This is a genomic window from Bacillus cereus group sp. Bce019, assembly GCF_051781745.1.
Lineage (GTDB): Bacteria > Bacillota > Bacilli > Bacillales > Bacillaceae_G > Bacillus_A > Bacillus_A cereus.
The window spans coordinates 42,026-59,773 of record NZ_JBPWJX010000006.1 but is presented as its reverse complement, the minus strand read 5'-3'; the positions used below and the strand labels follow the sequence as shown (position 1 = coordinate 59,773).

The following is a 17,748-nucleotide window of genomic DNA, read 5'->3' as shown; positions in this document are numbered from 1 at the left end:
TATTTATTATAGCAAAATTACGATTGGAAAGAAGTTAAATCATATATTCGTCCTTTGTTGTTGCCAGTGTAGGTGATGTTCATTGTTTGGAGGAGTCTTTTAACCGCAGAACTAGATTCCATATTAAGAAATTCCCTCAATTCGCTATTAGTAGTTATCATACTAAACAGAAGTGTGTAATCTTGTACAGCACGTAAATGAGCATGTTTAGACATACTATTGCAGTTTGAACAACGCCATCCCCGCTTTTCTTTTAACATTGCCATTGTAAAACATTCCTCACACTGTACACCCTTTAGCAATTCCTCTTTTTTAATTTTATATTGTGCAAGAACATTTTGACGTTGCGGAATGTGCTCATTCATAATCTGGCCTATAAGTCCATTTATATTATCAATCACTTTTTCTTTATATTGATTTTTAATCTGTTTTATTCTATTAGGTAAATTTGCACTGTGGATAATTTTACTAGACAGTATTTCATCTGAAGTTTTAATAATTGTACGAGGGGAACTAATTACAACGAGGGATTCAATCGGAATATTATGTAAACCATGTAGATTCAGCCATTTTCTCAGTTGCATCTCTTGCCGTTTTAGTTGTAAAAGCGGATCTGGGAATCCTTCTTCTGTATTACCATCTACTATTCGAATAAGCTGATTGAACTTTGCATCAAAAATTAATGTACCAATAATATTTTTTATTTCAAGAAAAAGAAGAAAATAGGATGAAACTATGAGGGTATCAATTTGGAAATAATGTTTTTGATCAAATAACCTAATATCATGTAAAATACTGTATTCTGTTTCGGGTAAAAAACTAAGTGGATACTCAATCGCCTGCTCTCCTTTATAGCCGGCCATAAATTTCGCTAGACTTTCAACCACCACATTCCTTTTTGGATGATGAGCAGGCAATCTTCTAAGTAAAGCTTCTAATTGCAGCAAATATACGGGAATTTTCCGCTCTTTCACAATCATTTTTATCCCCCTTCAAAATATATCAGCGATTTTTCAAATATATCAGCGCAACTCCAAATATATCGGCGATTTTCGAAATATATCAGCGCAACTCCAAATATATCAGCGATTTTCGAAATATATCGACTTACCGACAAAAACCGACAAAACATACACACATAAAATCTTATATACAGTATAACATCACAGCAAAAATCGCAATGTAAGCATAATTTGTATACCCCAATGTGATTACGCCATTTTCAAAATGATAAATTTACATTCACCCCATGTAAAAGACCTTTTTATAAATATGAACAAATTTTAGGAATTAGTTTATCTTTTTTTAATGTTTTATTTAGAGGCAGTTTATAGTCGGGTATTAACATAAGAAACGTAGCAACTAAGTTCATATATGACGCACTGCTACTATAATCGCTAACCGTACTACTTGAAATCATAAAATAAGGAGACGATAAAACATGAACAAAAAAGCAAAAGCACTATCATCCGTACTGCTCGGATTCACATTAGCATTAACAGGGTGTGCTGGTACTAAAGCTGAAGAAAATCATGGGAAACAAAAACAAGAACAAGTTGCTAAAGAAACAAAAAAGGAAAATAAATTAACTAAAGGGCAAAAAATGGCTAATATTCTTAGCGAGACAAATTGGCAAGGTACACGAGTGTATGACAAAGATAAGAATGACTTAACAAAAGAGAATGCGAACTTCATTGGTCTTGCAAAATATGATGCGAAGTCAGGCAGATATGAATTTTTTGATGCTAAAACAGGTGCAAGTCGTGGCGATAAAGGCACTTTCTTTGTCACAAATGATGGGAAGAAGAGAATATTAATTTCAGAATCAATGAAGTATCAAGCTGTCGTTGACATGACAAAACTAAATAAAAATGTATTTACTTATAAACGAATGGGTAAAGACGCTAACGGTAAAGATGTAGAAGTTTTCGTTGAACATGTCCCATATAAAGAAAAAGAACTTTCTTTCACTGATCCGGACAAGCAGCTGAACACGACTACAGGAGATATTGTTAAAAACGTTGATGGAGATAAAATTTTAGGCGGTACCCTTTGGCACGGAACAAAGGTATTAGACGAAGCTGGTAACGATGTAACACAGTTTAATTCGAATTTTATAAGTTTAGCAAAATTTGATGACAAATCTAATAAATATGAGTTTTTCAATAGCGAAACAGGTCAAAGCCGCGGTGATTATGGCTACTTCGATGTTGTACACGAAAATAAAATAAGAGCCCATGTTTCAATTGGAAATAACAAATACGGTGCTGCTCTTGAACTTACTGAACTAAATAAGAATAAATTTACGTATAAAAGAACTGGTAAAGATCAAGCTGGTAAGGATATAACTATATTCGTTGAACATGAACCTTATAAAGGTGATATGAAACCACAATTTAGTTTTTAAATACGTTTGATTAAAGATCCTGTACTGAGTTGCAGGATCTTTCTTATTAAGCAAGAGAACGAAAAGACGAAAAACATGTAGCTTTTCGTCTTCACAATATTCCCACCTTATAGTTAATGATTTACAAAACCTAAAAACATACCGATACAAAATAAAATTTATGACTAAGTAAAAAAGCGCCCTACTTATAGGGCGCTTTTTTTATACTTAATGACTAATACTAGCTGTTGGGTATAATGTTGTTCCTCCAATTGAAACTTTTATTTCATTTGTTAATGGAACGTTTTGTTCATTAATAATTGTTCTCCACCATTCCCATGCAAGACCTGTACATTCTCTTGCTACAATTTTTATATTTTTTGAGTTCGGTGGAAGAGGGATAACTGTAGAGTAATGAGCCGTTTTGTCTTTTCCGCTACCATCCCATGTTTTATGTGTTAGTACTTCGTTACCCTTTTGGTCAAATGTGAATTCATCCCAAGATACATCAAATTGAGCAACGTAAGCACCGTAATGATCAAGTGTCATTTTAGCACTTGAATATTCTGTAGTTGTCGTCTCAATATAATCTGTATTGTTATGAACAGCAGCAGTTGCATTATCTTTTAAGAAAGTACTTGTATATGAAATTGGGTATGCTGGATTTTTAAGACTTAATTCAGCATTATCTTTAATGATATTTCGGATTTCATTGAAATCTTTAGTAACAACCTTGTTATGCTCTTTCGCATCTCCGCCTAATACTACAGCAGTAAAGGTACTTTCTTCAAAAATGTCTTTATACTGTCCACTTGTTTCAACGCTGTTATTCTTAAGTAAGGCTTTAAAAGCAGCTTGTACATCTTTGCTCTTAGATGTTGTTTCTAATTTTACATAAATCGTTCTACCATAAGCTACATTTGAAACCATAACAGGTGGAGCCGAATTACTTACGCCTTTTCGAGTTAACTCATCAAAAGTAACACTATTATCAAAAAGGTCGGATGGATTGTTAGGTAGTTCAGCACTTACCGTATAAAATATTTGCTTATATGCGGCAACCATCACTTTTTTCTCTCCATTTGCAACCGCATTAAAATCAATATTTAGACTGTTATCAAGATATTTAGCGTTAACATTAAGAGCACTTGCAATTTGTGATTTACTATAAACCATAGATTCCGTATACTGCATTCTTGCAGGTAACGTATGTGTTGTAGAATACTTTTCATTCCAAGTAGATACTAAATCGTCTACTGCTCCAGCTACATTACCATATGTCGGATTTTGGACAGTGATTGTATTTTCTTTTCTCATGCCCGGTAAGTCTATACTAATATTCAAAGGCTTTCTCTTAGCCACTAATAAACTCGGTTGATTGTCTGCAAAAGCTTTATTAGCAAGTTGTACAGCTCCTGGATACGTGCGATTCACTACAGAATCAATAATTGAAATATCGACTGGTGACGTTGTAAGTGATTTTTTCTCGCGTTCCACTACTACAAATTTACCATTTGAATTGATACTTTCTTTCGGAACAAAACTCTCTACCTTATCACCATTTACAGCTAAAACCTCTTGATTATTATATTTAAGATTTGCTATACCAGTATCAATGCCACTAGCATTTTTGGTTACATCAGTTGCATTACTTGCTTGTGTTTCTGCGAAGGAAATAGATGAATAATTAATAGTGCATAGACTAACTAATAAACATGCAAGGAACTTTCTTCTTTTAGTGTTTTTCTTAATATTCAGAAAAATCACCCCGTTCTTTTTTTAGTAAAATATAATAATGATTGCTAACTAATAAATTTACATAAATGCTTTTAAAAGTTCTTGAATTAACGGGATTACGCCACCTACAAATTTTAAAACTGCCATTGCGATTTCCATATTATTTCCTCCTTTTTATTGCTACGAAAATATGATTTATCTTTATGCCCTCATTATAGTAACCCCTTACACTTTTATCAATACACTCTGATATGCAATATTACATATAAAAAAACAAGCTGAATTCTTTTGAAAAATTATACAGAGATATTTTTTCCACTTGGTACATACTTGAAAAGGTGAAGCATTCTTTTGCATTTTATGAGTAATCACATAAAAAAAGCTGCTGCCTATAAAATACAGACAGCAACTTCAACTAGAGTGTCTTGCATAATCTACGCAAGACATTTTATAACTAATACACCGCGATCGGCCCATAAGGACCATTAATAATCTCTATTTTTGTTTCAAAAATATCTGTCAAAAGTGTTGAGTCCATAACCTCTTCTACTGTTCCGAAAGCAGCAATTTGTCCATCTTTCATAGCACAAATTTTATCCGAGTATTTAGCTGCAAAATTTATGTCATGCATAACCGTCAAAATTGTTCTTCCAAATTCATTAGCTGCACGTCTTAAATGCTCCATCATTTGAACAGAACGAGCAACATCAAGGTTGTTCAAAGGTTCGTCCAAAAGTACATATTCCGTCTCTTGGCACAATACCATCGCTACATATGCCCTTTGTCTTTGACCACCAGAAAGCTCATCTAAATATCTATTCTCTAAACTAGTTAAATCTAAGAAATCGATATATTTAGAGATGATAGCCTCATCTTCTTTAGTCAATCTTCCCTTTGAATAAGGAAAGCGCCCAAATCCAACTAGTTGTCTCACAGTAAGCCTAGTTACAAAATGATTTTCTTGTCGCAATATAGTCAAAACTTTTGCTAAGTCTTTTGATTTAGATTCAGAAACATCCATATTTGCTACCTGAATTTGACCTTCATCCATATCTAAAAGTCTGCCAATCATCAAAAGTGTCGTTGACTTTCCAGCGCCATTTGGTCCAATTAAAGAAGTAAAGCCTGCTTTTGGTATTTCAATATCCAAAGGTCCTATTTTTACCTTATCAGTATAGAACTTTTTAACATTATCAATTTTTATCATAAAGCCCTCTTCCTTAAAACTATAGTTAAGAATATGATTCCACCGAATAATTCAATAATAACTGAAACTACACCTTGAGCATGGAATACATGATACATTAAAAAGTATGCGCTCGTCATTATTAAAAATCCTATAGCAAAAGCCATCGGAAAAATATATCTATGATCATAAGTTGACGCTGCCTGATAACTCAAAGTTGCCACTAAAAAGCCGTAGAAAGTAAGTGGCCCAATTAGAGCTGTTGAAATGGACATTAAAATAGCTACTAATACAAGCGTATAAATTACACTAGGTTGGTATTTAACTCCAAAAGAAGTAGCAACATCTTTTCCTAGTGATAAAACATTCAAATTCTTAGAATGAGCAAAAATTAATACCGCTACAATTATGATCATAGGAATTACAATAGGAAAATATGCAGGATCTGCATGATTAACAGAACCAAATAGTCTTGCTTGTAAAATATCAAATTCTGAAGGCGCAAGTAGTTTTCTCATGAAAGTTGACACAGAATTTAGCCCGGTACCAATAATAATTCCAACTAAAAGCATAAGTTGTAAATTCCCGTATTTACCGGAAAGTAACCATCCATAAAGTATCAAACTCATGAAGACCATAACAACAACTTGGAATAAAAATGATCCAATTCCATTAAAATTTATTAACGCACTAGCACCAAAGAAGAATACTGTACTCGTTTGAATTGCTGAATAAAGTGATTCGAAACCTAAAAGCGAAGGAGTAATAATTTTATTATTCGTAATAGATTGGAAGGCAACTGTCGACAAGCTATGGCAAACCGCAGCAATAATCATTGCAACAATAGCTACTATCCTTCTCTTAACAACTGGGATAAAAGAAGGTGAATCTATCGGAACTGGATTGTTATAAACTAAAAGTCCATATGAAGAAAGAAGACCTAAAGCAATCAATGTTATCAGTAAAATCCAATAACGTCTTGCTTCCTTCTTAGACCGAAAAGCACTAGCTGATCTACTTTCATTATGAAGGCTAGAATCGATTTCGACATTTTCTTTTTTTCTATATTCTAATGTGATCATCGTAGCCTCCTTGGTTTTCTTTGTCTCAATAAAATAGTAATAAACACGACTGCTCCCACTGTTGCAAGTATTAAAGAAACAGGTAATTCAAAAGGCTGTATAATTGTTCGAGAAATGATGTCACAGGCAGTTATTGATCCCATTCCGATCACACAAACCCAAGGTAAATTACTCCTAAGATCATCACCTCTAAACATTGAAACGATATTTGGCACAATTAATCCTAAGAAAGGTAAGTGTCCAATAACAGCTGCAACAATTCCAACTGCAACAGAGATAAGAGCAGTCCCAAAAAGAACAATTCTATTGTAATTAACTCCAAGACTTGTTGCGACATCTTCTCCTAGTCCAGCTAAAGTCAATCTATTAGCATACATAAAAATAAGAAAAGTAATGATAACAATCAGCCATAAATATTCATATCTTCCCACCTGAATGTTAGCAAATGAACCTACAAACCAAGTTTCAATACTTTGCGTCTTTTGAAAAAGGAGTCCTAAAAAAGTAGACACTGCAGAAATTACTGCTCCAAGCATCAATCCAATAATCGGAACAATTAAAGACGAACGAAGCTTAACTCTTCTTAAAAATAGAAAGAAAATCATAGTTCCTATAAAAGAAAAAATGATTGCACCAGTCATTCTTTGAACTAAAGTCGGGGCAGGAAATAATAAATACACAAAAAGCAGGCCTAAGCCTGACCATTCAATAGTCCCCGTTGTAGTAGGTTCAACAAAGCGATTCTGTGTAATGAGTTGCATGACGAGCCCTGCCATCGCCATCGCAGCTCCAGTAAGCATTAATGCAGCTGTTCTCGGAACACGAGTTATGAAAAACATCTCTGTCCCGTCCTCTTGTCCACGTATATCATAAACTCCAGTAAACAGTGATATAATCCCTAAAATTATAACAACTATAACTGCTATTATAAAAGGTTTTGTCCATATTTTATTTTGATTATAAAACTGGGGTTGAGAAATATTCTCAACCCTAGAAATCATATTTTTTGACACTGTTTCGTACTCCTTTACACTACTTAGCTAAAGTTTTTGCCATATTTCCAAATAACTCTATATAAGTTTGAATTGATTCATTCGTGTAAGTATCTTCTGGTGCATAAATAACTTGTTTTTTAGAAACAGCAGTTGTGTTTTGAAGAGCAGGTGATTTAGAAATAACATCCTTAGCAGGTGTTGACTTAGCTGCATCAGATGTTGCAGCATCACGATCTAATACGAAAATCCAATCAGGATTTGTTTGTGCAATAGCTTCAACAGAAACGTCATCACCTTTATGACCTGCAGTAGAATTTGAAACTTCTAACGCTGGAATCCAACCGAAAATTTCATACATTGGTCCCCAAACACGACCAGAATGTGGAGCAGCAAAACCAATATTACCACCAGTAACGATAACACTCATAACTTTATCTTTTCCGTTATAAGCAGATTTTGCTTTTTCAATAGATTTATCAAAATCAGCTACTAATTGTTTAGCTTCTTTATCTTTATTAAAGATTTTTCCTAAAGTAATCGTAGAATCTTTAAGTCCTTTTACTAAGTTTTCGCCAGGCTTAGTAGCTTTCTCAGAAACATCAAAATTAAGATCAATAACTGCTGCATTTGGTACTAATTTTTTGATTTCTTCGTAATGGTCAGCAAATCTTTGACCAACAATTACAAGTTCAGGATTTGCCGCTGCAATAATTTCTAGATTTGGTTCACGGTGATTCCCAATATTTTGAACTTTTTCATCCTTTTTATATGCTGAATCAGCAGGCATGATATCCTTTGGAGCAGCCGCTAATTTAATTCCCCAATCAGATAAAGTTTCAAACGTTCTGTTATCCAAAGCAACTACATTCTTTGGGTTTACAGGGACTTTAACAGTTCCATGAGCATCAGTGATTTCAACCGTTTTTGGCTTATCACTACCATTATCTTTATTATTAGCCTTCGAAGTTTCTTTACTTGAATCTGAGCAAGCTACTAACATTAACGTGAAAACTGCTAGAATACTCACTAATTTTAAAAGCATAGATTTTTTCATATGTATACTCCTTATAGTGTGATTTATTTCGAAAATGATGACATCCATAGATTGAATTAGAAGGTAACTTTTATTCAATTGAATCGCTATTGATAATCATTTTCATTTGAACATCCTGTTAATTAGTATAGTCATTAATTCTGTGAAAATCTTGTGAATGGTGTGAATTCATAAAATCAGGCATAGAAAGTAATATGTGAAGTCGGGTGTATTGATTAACCTTTATTCTTCAGAGCGTGTCGATTTTTTTCGAGTAGACACTTTCAGTAGAGCTGGTCTCAACTCGTCCCCTCCACACTACCCAAAAGATGCTCATTAATAGCTAATGTTTTCATAATCCATTGCCTGATAGAAATATTCTTTTTACAGTTTTCATCTATTAATATTTCTCAGAAACTATTTGATTATCACATTTAACAAAAAAACGAGTAAAACTGAATGAAATAGTTTTACTCTTTTTCTATTACCTTATTTTATCATTCAATCATTGAATAGCCTCTGCCGTGTATCGTTTGAATATATCTCTCTTTCTTCTCGCACTTTAACTTTTTTCTTACATACCCAATATATAAGTCTACTACATTTGGATTTACTACTATATTATATCCCCATACTTGATTCAAAAGCATTTCACGGCTCAATATTGTGTTTTTATTCTTGATTAAAAATACAAGTAAATCGTACTCCCGCTTAGTAAGCGAGAGGTTTTTGCCACCTTTTTTCACAATATTGCTAGATGCATCAACAAAGAGATCTTTAAACTGAAAAAAGTTTATCTCCTTTTGCTGGTTACAATCACTTCTCCTTAAAATTGCTTGAACTCTTGCTACTAATTCTTCTTTCGCAAATGGTTTTCTTATATAATCATCTGCTCCTGCTTGTAACCCTGCTACGCAATCCTTACTAGAAATATTGTCAGTCACAATAATGATCGGTGTCGTTTTAACAAGTCGTATTTGTCTGCAAATTTCTGGTCCAGATATACTTAATGAATCCCAATCCAATATGATAATATCCCAATCTTGTTCATATATTATATTTAAACCTTCGTTTTCATTGTGAAGTTTTAAAATGAAGTAACCTTCTTGCGTTAAACCGCTTACGATTTTCTTTGCTGAAGACCGTTCATTTTTAATCACCAACACCTGCTTCACCGATGGTTCACCTCTACTTCAATATAAATTATTTAGATAAAAAAATTATCCCGAAAAAATAATTTAAGATTTATAAATTTAAAACCCCTAAATAATCCATTAAAACAGTTTATTAGGAGAACTCTATATAATCTTACAATAGGTATGGATAAAAACACAAAACATATGAAGATTCGAATAAAGTGAAAAAATAATAAAAACTCAACAATTGGGCGTTTACTAGCAGCTATATTATCTACCTGCTTATCGTCAATAACCATTTCTTCATTTTCTATTTCAGGGATATCGTCCCATCAACTTCAGCATTCTATAAAACCACAAACAAAAAGAACCATAACCTCGCCAACCTGGCAAAGTTATGGTTCATATCATACAATGTGACTTTACCCATAAAGTTGCCGCTAAAGGAATCATAACTTTGCCGGAAATCACATGTTATTGAGGAGATTTAGTTGATTATTCGAGGAAAAAGGAAGCATAACTTTGCCGTGGACTAATTATTAACCCATAAGCTTGCCGTGAATTTTACAACAAGACAAATAAAAATACCTATTATCAGTATGAGGTATTTAATCTTACTATTTTATTCATTAGAACTTTTATACGACAAGTTCAGTAACTTTAACAATGGAATTTTAGTATACAGGCTTAATGATAAAAGTGCTTGTAGTGATATCCTTTGCTTTCTAAGCATAATTGCTTTTAGAGTCATAGGATGTATTCCTGCCGCTTTACAAAACTGGCGATGGTCACTTTGAAAAAGAACTGTTACATACTGTTCAAGCATTAAAGAGATCTCTTCTATTGTCGGAGGAACAATGTATGGAGCTACTTGTAACAATTCTCCTATACTTTTATTAATCCATTCATCTCTTTGAGTTATCTCATATTGCTTTTCCGAAAAATCATATTCTCTTTGTCCTAACCAATTACCACATGCATAACAATGACCCCGAGACTGTCTAATAGCTACTTGTTCTCTCCTACATTTTGGATTAGGACACAAAGCTTCTAATTTTCTTTTATGCTTCAAACATACAGTGGCACAATCAAAATACCAAATAAATGGTTCATATATTTCTTCATCAACCTTCTTCCATTCATCAAGACAGTGGGGACACCACTTCTTATGAAAATTATATAAATTCTGAGAATATACAACTCCCTTCCAAGTTAGCATCGTCATGTACTTAAAACCTTTTTGTAACGTTAACAGTTCTAAGGATTCAGCAATTATCGATGTACTTTTTGCCATACTATAATAAGAAGTCTGATTGATAAAACTTCCCTGTTGAGGTTCTTTAGAAAGTAAGTTACGCTTCTCTGGATGCAAAAAAATAATATGAGAAACAAGGGTTCTTAATTTAACATTATGCGCATCAGCAAGTCTTTTAAGATAACTATTTAAGCATTCAACCATTGGAGTACCAATATTTATAGGTTTTATAGGATAGAAATAACTAACTGTTGGCTTTTTAGATATATCCATATTTTCAGCCTTCCATATAATCTTGTTTACCTACAGGATCTCTTTTTGGATTACGTATTCCTACCTTACGCCCTCTAGTCGCAACTGTTTTTTTCGCTTGCTTTTCCTCTCTCTCTTTTAATCCTATTTTATATAAGAAATTCATCCTATGTTGTTCATTTTCATCAAATAGAGCTTCACCTTGTTCAATTTCCCCATACAACATTTCTAAAGCCTGAATTGGCATAGCATATTTATGTAGCATTTCTTTTGTAATGGTGCTTTTTTGATTATGAAGAGCATCTCCGAGACAACGAGTTAACCAATCTTTTAATATACCTACACACCCCAATGTACGCTCATAAATAAACTCTGCATGCTGTAATAAATTAGGTTCTTCTTCTAGAGGCATGTTTTTTTGCAACATACGAATCACTGATAAAAATGTACGGTATTCATCTACATTACTGGCTTTATATCTTGGGAAGTGTATACTAATTGTCCTACGACTAAGCTGAGCACTTAAATTAAAAAATTCTTTCAATTCATATGTACCAACTAATATGTGAGGTACTTTTGTTTGATTTGCTAAAGACTTAATAGTATCTAGTTGATTTTGTAAACTTTTAGAGCCCGATACTTTTAGCAAATGTTGCGCTTCATCCAATATACAAGCTACAGGTCTTCGAAACTTAAATGCGTTCTCAAGGGAGCTTCTTAACGCATACCAGGTAGATTTACTATGATAGTTAATTGTAGAATTTTGCACCTTATCCTTTTGGTTTTCTATAATAACCTTATGATTTATAAGTGGTTCCTGTAATGCCTCTAAAGTTCGATAATAATAATCTTTCCAAGTAAATTTTCCAGAATCAAATCCTACAACTTCAGTTCTTACTATAGGGACTCTCCCTCGATCCCTTACTAATTCTTCCTTCATTTGTTCAATGAAATATTCTTCTAACACGTGGGCTAAAGTTGTTTTTCCTACCCCACTTGGTCCAAGAACTAAAAAGATAAAGGTTCCTGCCGGATTAAGGATACAAGATATGAGTTGTTCTTTGACTTGTTTAATTATAGTATGTTCTACCACAAGACTTTCAAATTGCTTTAACTTTTTATCTTGTTCAACAAGTGAAGGTCTATTCTCATTCTCTTTATATTTATTCATCTTAATCTCAGCCTCCCTTCTTATAGATATCAAACTCTTGAAATTCCATATTTTCCAATAAATCTTTAGCTTTTGATGAAATAGAAGAAGGATATTGTTCTTCAAATTCGTTCTGATCCCCTTTAGAAGACAATTGCCTCTTCATATTCTCTGCCATTAATTTCTCTTTTTCCTCAATATTATTAACAAATTCAGCAATTTTCTTAGCTGTGATGCTATATCCTTTGACATGATTTTGTTTTCTTTTCTTAATTTCCTCCATAGCTAATTTTAACTCTCGTTCCGTTTTCCCTTTTAATTCATGATAATATTCAGAGGTACACGTTATCCATTTTTTATTTACATACGCGTAAGCAATTCCGATATTAAATGGATCATATCTCACAGGTACACTTTTCGCCTCAAGTATAGAATTATTCAAAGCAGGGCTCCAATAATTTATATAATTCACTTTAATACCTGTACGTAAATTCACTTTAGCCACCCCATTCCTTGTAGACGGCAAAGTAGTAACGATGAAGTTTTCATCATACGAGATGAAATCAAGTTTCCGCTCTCCTGTTCTATATATGCCTTCATTAAGTGCTTCATTAGGCGTAAGCCCTTCCAATGATGGATGTACATTATCGCTGTATACCTCCACTAGCCATTTACCAAACACATCTTCCAAATTTTCCAAAGTCCATATCGCGTGATTTACAGGATTTACAGCCTTGGTAACTTGTCGAACATTCTTCATAATTTGAGTATTTCCCCTTAGATTATGAAGGAAATTAGCATTCGAGGTGCCAAACAATCTTTCAATTACACTTCCAAATCTAGCTTTTGCTGGTGGTCTTACTTTTTTGTTAATTTCGTACATAGCTGTAAATGTCTCGAAATAAATGCTGTGAAATTCTTTTCCTCCGTCCACTACAATAGATTGCGGAAGTCGATGATATTTACGCACACATTCTCTCAATGCTACCATCACTGATCTGTAACTAGGTGACTCGAAGGTAATATAATGGGAAAGAACCATTCTAGAGTAAGCATCCACTAATAATGTTAGCCATGGTCTTCCTAATACTTTACCCGTCCTAGAACATACAACCTGAATATCTAACTGTGTATGATCTATATGTGTAATCTCAAAAGGTCTATCCCCATGTTTTGGAACGCTTCTTTCTAAGTTCCAATAAAACGGCTCATGCTTATAAGCAGACCGTTCTCCTTGTCTTTTCTTGACTTGTTCATATCGATTTCTATTTTTAATAGCCTTACAAAATGTTTTATAGCTTGGAACAGAAATATTTTTACTTTCACATAGAATGACTAGTTGTCCGTATACGATTGTTTTATTCTTCTGTTTAAGATTCTCATATTCCCTTTCAATTACTTCTTCTATTAGAGATATTGTTTCAGTTGGAAGCTTTTTCTCTCGATTACCCTTGCTTTGATTTTTAGCTAATAAACCTATATATCCATTTCCATATATCTGTTGAGCCTCTTTGTAGTCTTTTACCCACTGTCTCAAAGTTCTTTCAGAAACTTCACTACTAGGTATTTTTTCATTATTTAATTTTCGCTTAACTACATTTATTTTTCTATTAGCCCTTGCCAACTCTTCTGGTCCCATTTCTAATATATTTTCTATAAAGGGCGCATATTTTCTACTCTCCTCTTTTTCATTTTTGAGATCTATCCTACCGTTATTCAGCAACTCTATAAAATGTATTTTAGGTAGTTCTAATAGCCCATTTTCATCCGAATAAAGCGAGATGGATTGAAAACCTACATTTAGAATCCTCCAAAGAATTCCGTCCCACATAACTGTCGCATTAACATCTATTGTTACAGCTGTTACAGGATGAATATTTTCAGTTTTTGTTGAATTAATACTTTCAAAAGCCTTACTACGCTGTTCACTCAAAAAAATCGGTACATCATTAGAATTGGCAATTATATATTTCATCAGGTCCACATATATTTCATTCTTCACAATCAATGTATATACATCATCAGCATTTGTTGTTTTTAAAGAAGCCAGCAGTTCGGATAATTTCATTCCTAAATTCGAAGAAAGAATATTAATGATTTCTTTTTTCTTGTCTTCTGGTACTGTATAATCTCCATTCTTGAGATACGCCTCTAGAAATATAAGATTTCTGTGCACATTTATATCCATTTCAGCCGATGATCGAACAACAAAATCCAAACCTAATTGATTGGCTGCAATTTCTGCAGGTGGACATCTCCAGTTCCCATCTTCATCTTTTAAGTACCTTACTGGATCTTTTTCTGAAAGCTTAATTAGTTGTTCTTCTGTTTTCCATTCCTCAATCTGTGCACCATCTTTTCTTAATACTAAAAAATCTGGAGTATAATAAAAAGATATTCTCTTACCATTTTCACGAGAATAATCTAACTTTAAGGTAATAGGCTGATCATAATATTCGAGTACATCATCATCATATTCCATTAGGTACATAGCAACTAGTTCAACTGTATAACTCTCGTATTGAATAGACATCCCCATTTTCTTACTTGGGTATTTCCCAGATACGTTTTTCTTCGAACTCCTAACACTACGAGAAGGCGGTGATGTCCGGATTTTTTGAATTGTACTAACCGCTTCTTTGGTAAAATTCAACAAAATACACCAGCTTTGAAACTCCTGTTCACTGAACATGACTTACCTCCTATCATTAGAAAATTCATTTTGCATCAATACATTTAAATACTCTCTTAACTTCTTATCTTTAAGTAACCCTGGCTTATGGGCAATTTCTTCTATCTTTCTTCTACTCGGATACACACCGTTCTTTCCTAGAACTTCAACACAGTTATCAATTATTAAGCAATTATCTTCATAAGCCTGTTTTGTTCGTCTTTTAATAAATTCTTTATTCTTTGCAGAAATAATCTTGCATAGGTCTGGAAAATGTTCGTAAAGCGTCCTTTTAGGGTAGCCTATCAACTTAGCTAATTCAGTCATAGATATAATGTGTTCTGAATTGCTGGCATACTTCTCGAGCATAGCCAATGCTCTAGTGTGATCAAATCTGATTTCTCTTGTACCTTGATTCCGTGAAGCAAGCTCTGTATTCAAGGTAATTAGAGTTTTATTTTTATTTTTATTTGTACTGATATCTTGGGTGTAGAAATAAACCGGTGAAATATCAAATAAGCTACATATTTCAAAAATCCTAGGAAGGGGTGGTAAAACTTTTCCTTTACACCAATCCCAAAGAGTCGTTTTTGCTAAGTTTAAGTTTTTCGCAAACCTTTGTAGATTCCCATCTTCATAAATTTCAACAAGGTAATTTAAATTTCTAATGATTTGTTGTCTATTTCCTGAAACCGATATTTCTTCTTTATGATTTATAAATTGTTCCGCCATTAAAGTTATTTTGCAATTAAGCTCTAGATTGTATGAATCTTGATTATTACCTTTTTCCATACCTAGCCATGTATTGCAATATACACAGTATCCATTTTGACTTTTTCTATGTAAAATAGGGAGATTTTTATTACAAGAAGGACATTGTATCTCTAGTCTACGTTTATGTTTAAAACAAACCTTAACTACCTCGAGTTTCCACAATAATGGATTATAATGAATTTCTTCATTATTCATTTGTTCTTCATAGCATGCTGGACACCACGAAAGCTGGTTTTTCAATAAATACCGTGATGGAATTACTTCTTTCAATCCCATTAATGTCAATTGATCCAAATGCTGTACTCCTGTTAAACTTTCTAAAACAGTTACCATATCTATAGCATTTTGTTCAAATGTATTAATTGTTCGGGCACCATCGTAAAATCTATTTCCACCTCTTTTAACACTATTGATAAGGAATTCTTTATCAAGTACTGGTGCAATGATATAAGAAAGTAATGAGGACGGATAAACTTTATGTACTTCTGATAACCTAATTAAGTAACTTGTTAGGCATTCCATATGGGGACTTCTTACTCCTATAGGTTTGACTCCATATAATTGACTTCTTTTTGAATATGCATAATGCAATTTCAACACCGCACTTTGTAAAATATCCTATTACAAATATGGACAGATATGTTCTTATATAAACTACTAATTCTTCCAAATAAAACATTTATGAATCCTTATTGAAAAACTAGATGAATGATATAATTAAATGTAATGAATGTACTAGCGTGAGAATTATAATGGGTACTCAACCTAATGCATATATAAACTGTCAAACCGATTTATTCGATGCCGCAAATCAATTATGTAGACCGGTTTCAAAGAATAATTTATAGGTTTGAAATAAAGCTTCATCAAAATGTTTTGCAAATCCTTATTTAGCGAGAATCAAAAAGAAGCCATTTTGAAAAAAGTTTAATCAAAATGGCTTCTTTTCTTTTTGAATGAGCCTTCCGTTTTATAAAAAAGTTTGATTAAAAATCATATAAAAACTTTAAAACGGAAAGGAATAGAACTGTAAACATTTTTATAAATAATATAACTTTATGTAAATGTGGTATCAGGTATTCATTATCATATTTTTTTCTTTTGACTTGATCGTTCTTGTTCATAACGTCCATTAACTAAAGCCTTTAATTCATTCCACAATGATAACGCTTTGTCTATACCTTCTATTAAATCATCCGTACTTGGTAAATCGCTATTGTTCATTCTTGGTTGAATATTAATTGTCATTATCTCATTCCACATTTCAACCTCTATATATTTAAACGTCCTAGGATTATCAGAATCTGCTACATTTCCAATTTTTTCAGTTACATTACCTAATGCACATAAGAACTCATAATATTTATTCCGATTGAGCCCGTCAAAGAAGGGACCTTGCAAACTGTTCCAATAGTCAGCTAAAGAATCATGAAATAAAGACCAACCACTATGTACTTTATTATTAGGAAATGCTTCTTGATCTACCGATTTTAATCTCTCAATTATGTCATTAAGCTTCATCATTTCCATATACTCATTTGATGTTATTTCAAACTTACAATTTCTAATCATTTCATCTGATTCTATAACTTCTTCTTCTGATTCTATAACTTCTTCTTTTCTTAGATATTCTAAAATTTCCTTAAGTCCGTATAGTCCAATTACAAAACCCAACCCTATCACCGTAAAGCCATCACCCATAGGAGTGCTAAATTCATAGTCTACCTTATTTGGAAACAGCCACATGAGCATTAGAATTACAAAACAAATAAGAGCTACAGATTGTGATGCTATAGAAGACTTTTTATTTTGGGTTATTTCTAGCAAATCCGAAAGACTTAGAAGAGCAGCCATTACAGATATAAGAGCAATAACAATAGTTGGGATTGAAAAGTTAAAAATTCGTAAAATCCCAGCAATAATTAAAATTCCACCAACAGCTAATACAAAAAATGCCGATTTAGACTTCATACTTTCCACCATTCCTACTTACATTTTTGATCATATTTTACCAAATCGTATTGTTATTTCAAATGAGACAACTTAGCGTTTTTTTAATCTTATAAAATATAAATTGTACTCTCTTTTAAT

At 32.9% G+C, this 17,748-nt stretch carries 13 protein-coding genes; 1 reads left to right on the top strand and 12 read right to left on the bottom strand.

Going from position 1 to position 17,748, the window contains the following annotated elements; genetic code table 11:
* Window positions 1–17 precede the first annotated feature (17 nt).
* Window positions 18–980: a nuclease-related domain-containing protein gene (locus tag ACS2QP_RS11430; protein ID WP_153581062.1), complete on the bottom strand. Its 963-nt coding sequence runs from the start codon at window positions 978–980 to the stop codon at window positions 18–20.
* A gap of 461 nt (window positions 981–1,441) precedes the next feature.
* On the opposite strand from ACS2QP_RS11430, the gene ACS2QP_RS11425 reads away from it, so the two are divergent.
* Complete coding sequence (locus ACS2QP_RS11425) at window positions 1,442–2,407, top strand: DUF4822 domain-containing protein (RefSeq protein WP_001034143.1); 966 nt, start codon at window positions 1,442–1,444, stop codon at window positions 2,405–2,407.
* 207 nt (window positions 2,408–2,614) lie between these two features.
* Here the strand turns inward: ACS2QP_RS11425 and alo are convergent, their stop codons facing one another.
* From alo to ACS2QP_RS11370, 11 genes are all read right to left on the bottom strand, one after another.
* Window positions 2,615–4,153, bottom strand: a complete 1,539-nt coding sequence (gene alo, locus ACS2QP_RS11420) for an anthrolysin O/cereolysin O family cholesterol-dependent cytolysin Alo (protein WP_000576728.1) — start codon at window positions 4,151–4,153, stop codon at window positions 2,615–2,617.
* A gap of 424 nt (window positions 4,154–4,577) precedes the next feature.
* Window positions 4,578–5,330: an iron ABC transporter ATP-binding protein gene (locus tag ACS2QP_RS11415; RefSeq protein ID WP_063548995.1), complete on the bottom strand. Its 753-nt coding sequence runs from the start codon at window positions 5,328–5,330 to the stop codon at window positions 4,578–4,580.
* The gene (locus ACS2QP_RS11410) at window positions 5,327–6,391 is read right to left on the bottom strand and encodes an iron chelate uptake ABC transporter family permease subunit (RefSeq protein ID WP_000631245.1); all 1,065 of its coding nucleotides are present in this window, start codon (window positions 6,389–6,391) and stop codon (window positions 5,327–5,329) included. The genes ACS2QP_RS11415 and ACS2QP_RS11410 overlap by 4 nt, the downstream gene beginning before the upstream one ends.
* Entirely contained in the window at window positions 6,388–7,404 is a 1,017-nt protein-coding gene (locus ACS2QP_RS11405) for an ABC transporter permease (protein WP_000042077.1), read from the bottom strand. The genes ACS2QP_RS11410 and ACS2QP_RS11405 overlap by 4 nt, the downstream gene beginning before the upstream one ends.
* 19 nt (window positions 7,405–7,423) lie before the next feature.
* On the bottom strand, window positions 7,424–8,440 hold the full coding sequence (locus tag ACS2QP_RS11400) for a siderophore ABC transporter substrate-binding protein (RefSeq protein ID WP_332284804.1): 1,017 nt from the start codon (window positions 8,438–8,440) through the stop codon (window positions 7,424–7,426).
* A 476-nt stretch (window positions 8,441–8,916) separates the two neighbouring features.
* Complete coding sequence (locus ACS2QP_RS11395; protein WP_000815816.1) at window positions 8,917–9,594, bottom strand: response regulator transcription factor; 678 nt, start codon at window positions 9,592–9,594, stop codon at window positions 8,917–8,919.
* A 583-nt stretch (window positions 9,595–10,177) separates the two neighbouring features.
* Complete coding sequence (locus ACS2QP_RS11390) at window positions 10,178–11,083, bottom strand: TniQ family protein (protein ID WP_098434237.1); 906 nt, start codon at window positions 11,081–11,083, stop codon at window positions 10,178–10,180.
* A gap of 4 nt (window positions 11,084–11,087) precedes the next feature.
* Window positions 11,088–12,233, bottom strand: a complete 1,146-nt coding sequence (locus tag ACS2QP_RS11385) for an AAA family ATPase (RefSeq protein ID WP_438882438.1) — start codon at window positions 12,231–12,233, stop codon at window positions 11,088–11,090.
* Window positions 12,234–12,240: 7 nt separating this feature from the next.
* Window positions 12,241–14,904 (bottom strand): TnsA endonuclease N-terminal domain-containing protein, encoded by a 2,664-nt coding sequence (locus ACS2QP_RS11380; protein WP_438882437.1) that lies wholly within the window; start codon window positions 14,902–14,904, stop codon window positions 12,241–12,243.
* A 3-nt stretch (window positions 14,905–14,907) separates the two neighbouring features.
* Window positions 14,908–16,257 (bottom strand): TniQ family protein, encoded by a 1,350-nt coding sequence (locus ACS2QP_RS11375; protein ID WP_438882436.1) that lies wholly within the window; start codon window positions 16,255–16,257, stop codon window positions 14,908–14,910.
* Between the two features lie 486 nt (window positions 16,258–16,743).
* A complete protein-coding gene (locus ACS2QP_RS11370) occupies window positions 16,744–17,628 on the bottom strand; it encodes an APC family permease (RefSeq protein ID WP_438882435.1) in 885 nt (294 codons plus the stop codon).
* Window positions 17,629–17,748 lie beyond the last annotated feature (120 nt).

Excerpts from the sequence above, each read along its gene's own strand:
- ACS2QP_RS11430 (WP_153581062.1), bottom strand. The coding sequence starts at position 980 with ATGATTGTGAAAGAGCGGAAAATTCCCGTATATTTGCTGCAATTAGAA.
- ACS2QP_RS11425 (WP_001034143.1), top strand. The coding sequence starts at position 1,442 with ATGAACAAAAAAGCAAAAGCACTATCATCCGTACTGCTCGGATTCACA.
- ACS2QP_RS11415 (WP_063548995.1), bottom strand. The coding sequence starts at position 5,330 with ATGATAAAAATTGATAATGTTAAAAAGTTCTATACTGATAAGGTAAAA.
- ACS2QP_RS11410 (WP_000631245.1), bottom strand. The coding sequence starts at position 6,391 with ATGATCACATTAGAATATAGAAAAAAAGAAAATGTCGAAATCGATTCT.
- ACS2QP_RS11400 (WP_332284804.1), bottom strand. The coding sequence starts at position 8,440 with ATGAAAAAATCTATGCTTTTAAAATTAGTGAGTATTCTAGCAGTTTTC.
- ACS2QP_RS11390 (WP_098434237.1), bottom strand. The coding sequence starts at position 11,083 with ATGGATATATCTAAAAAGCCAACAGTTAGTTATTTCTATCCTATAAAA.
- ACS2QP_RS11385 (WP_438882438.1), bottom strand. The coding sequence starts at position 12,233 with ATGAATAAATATAAAGAGAATGAGAATAGACCTTCACTTGTTGAACAA.
- ACS2QP_RS11380 (WP_438882437.1), bottom strand. The coding sequence starts at position 14,904 with ATGTTCAGTGAACAGGAGTTTCAAAGCTGGTGTATTTTGTTGAATTTT.
- ACS2QP_RS11370 (WP_438882435.1), bottom strand. The coding sequence starts at position 17,628 with ATGAAGTCTAAATCGGCATTTTTTGTATTAGCTGTTGGTGGAATTTTA.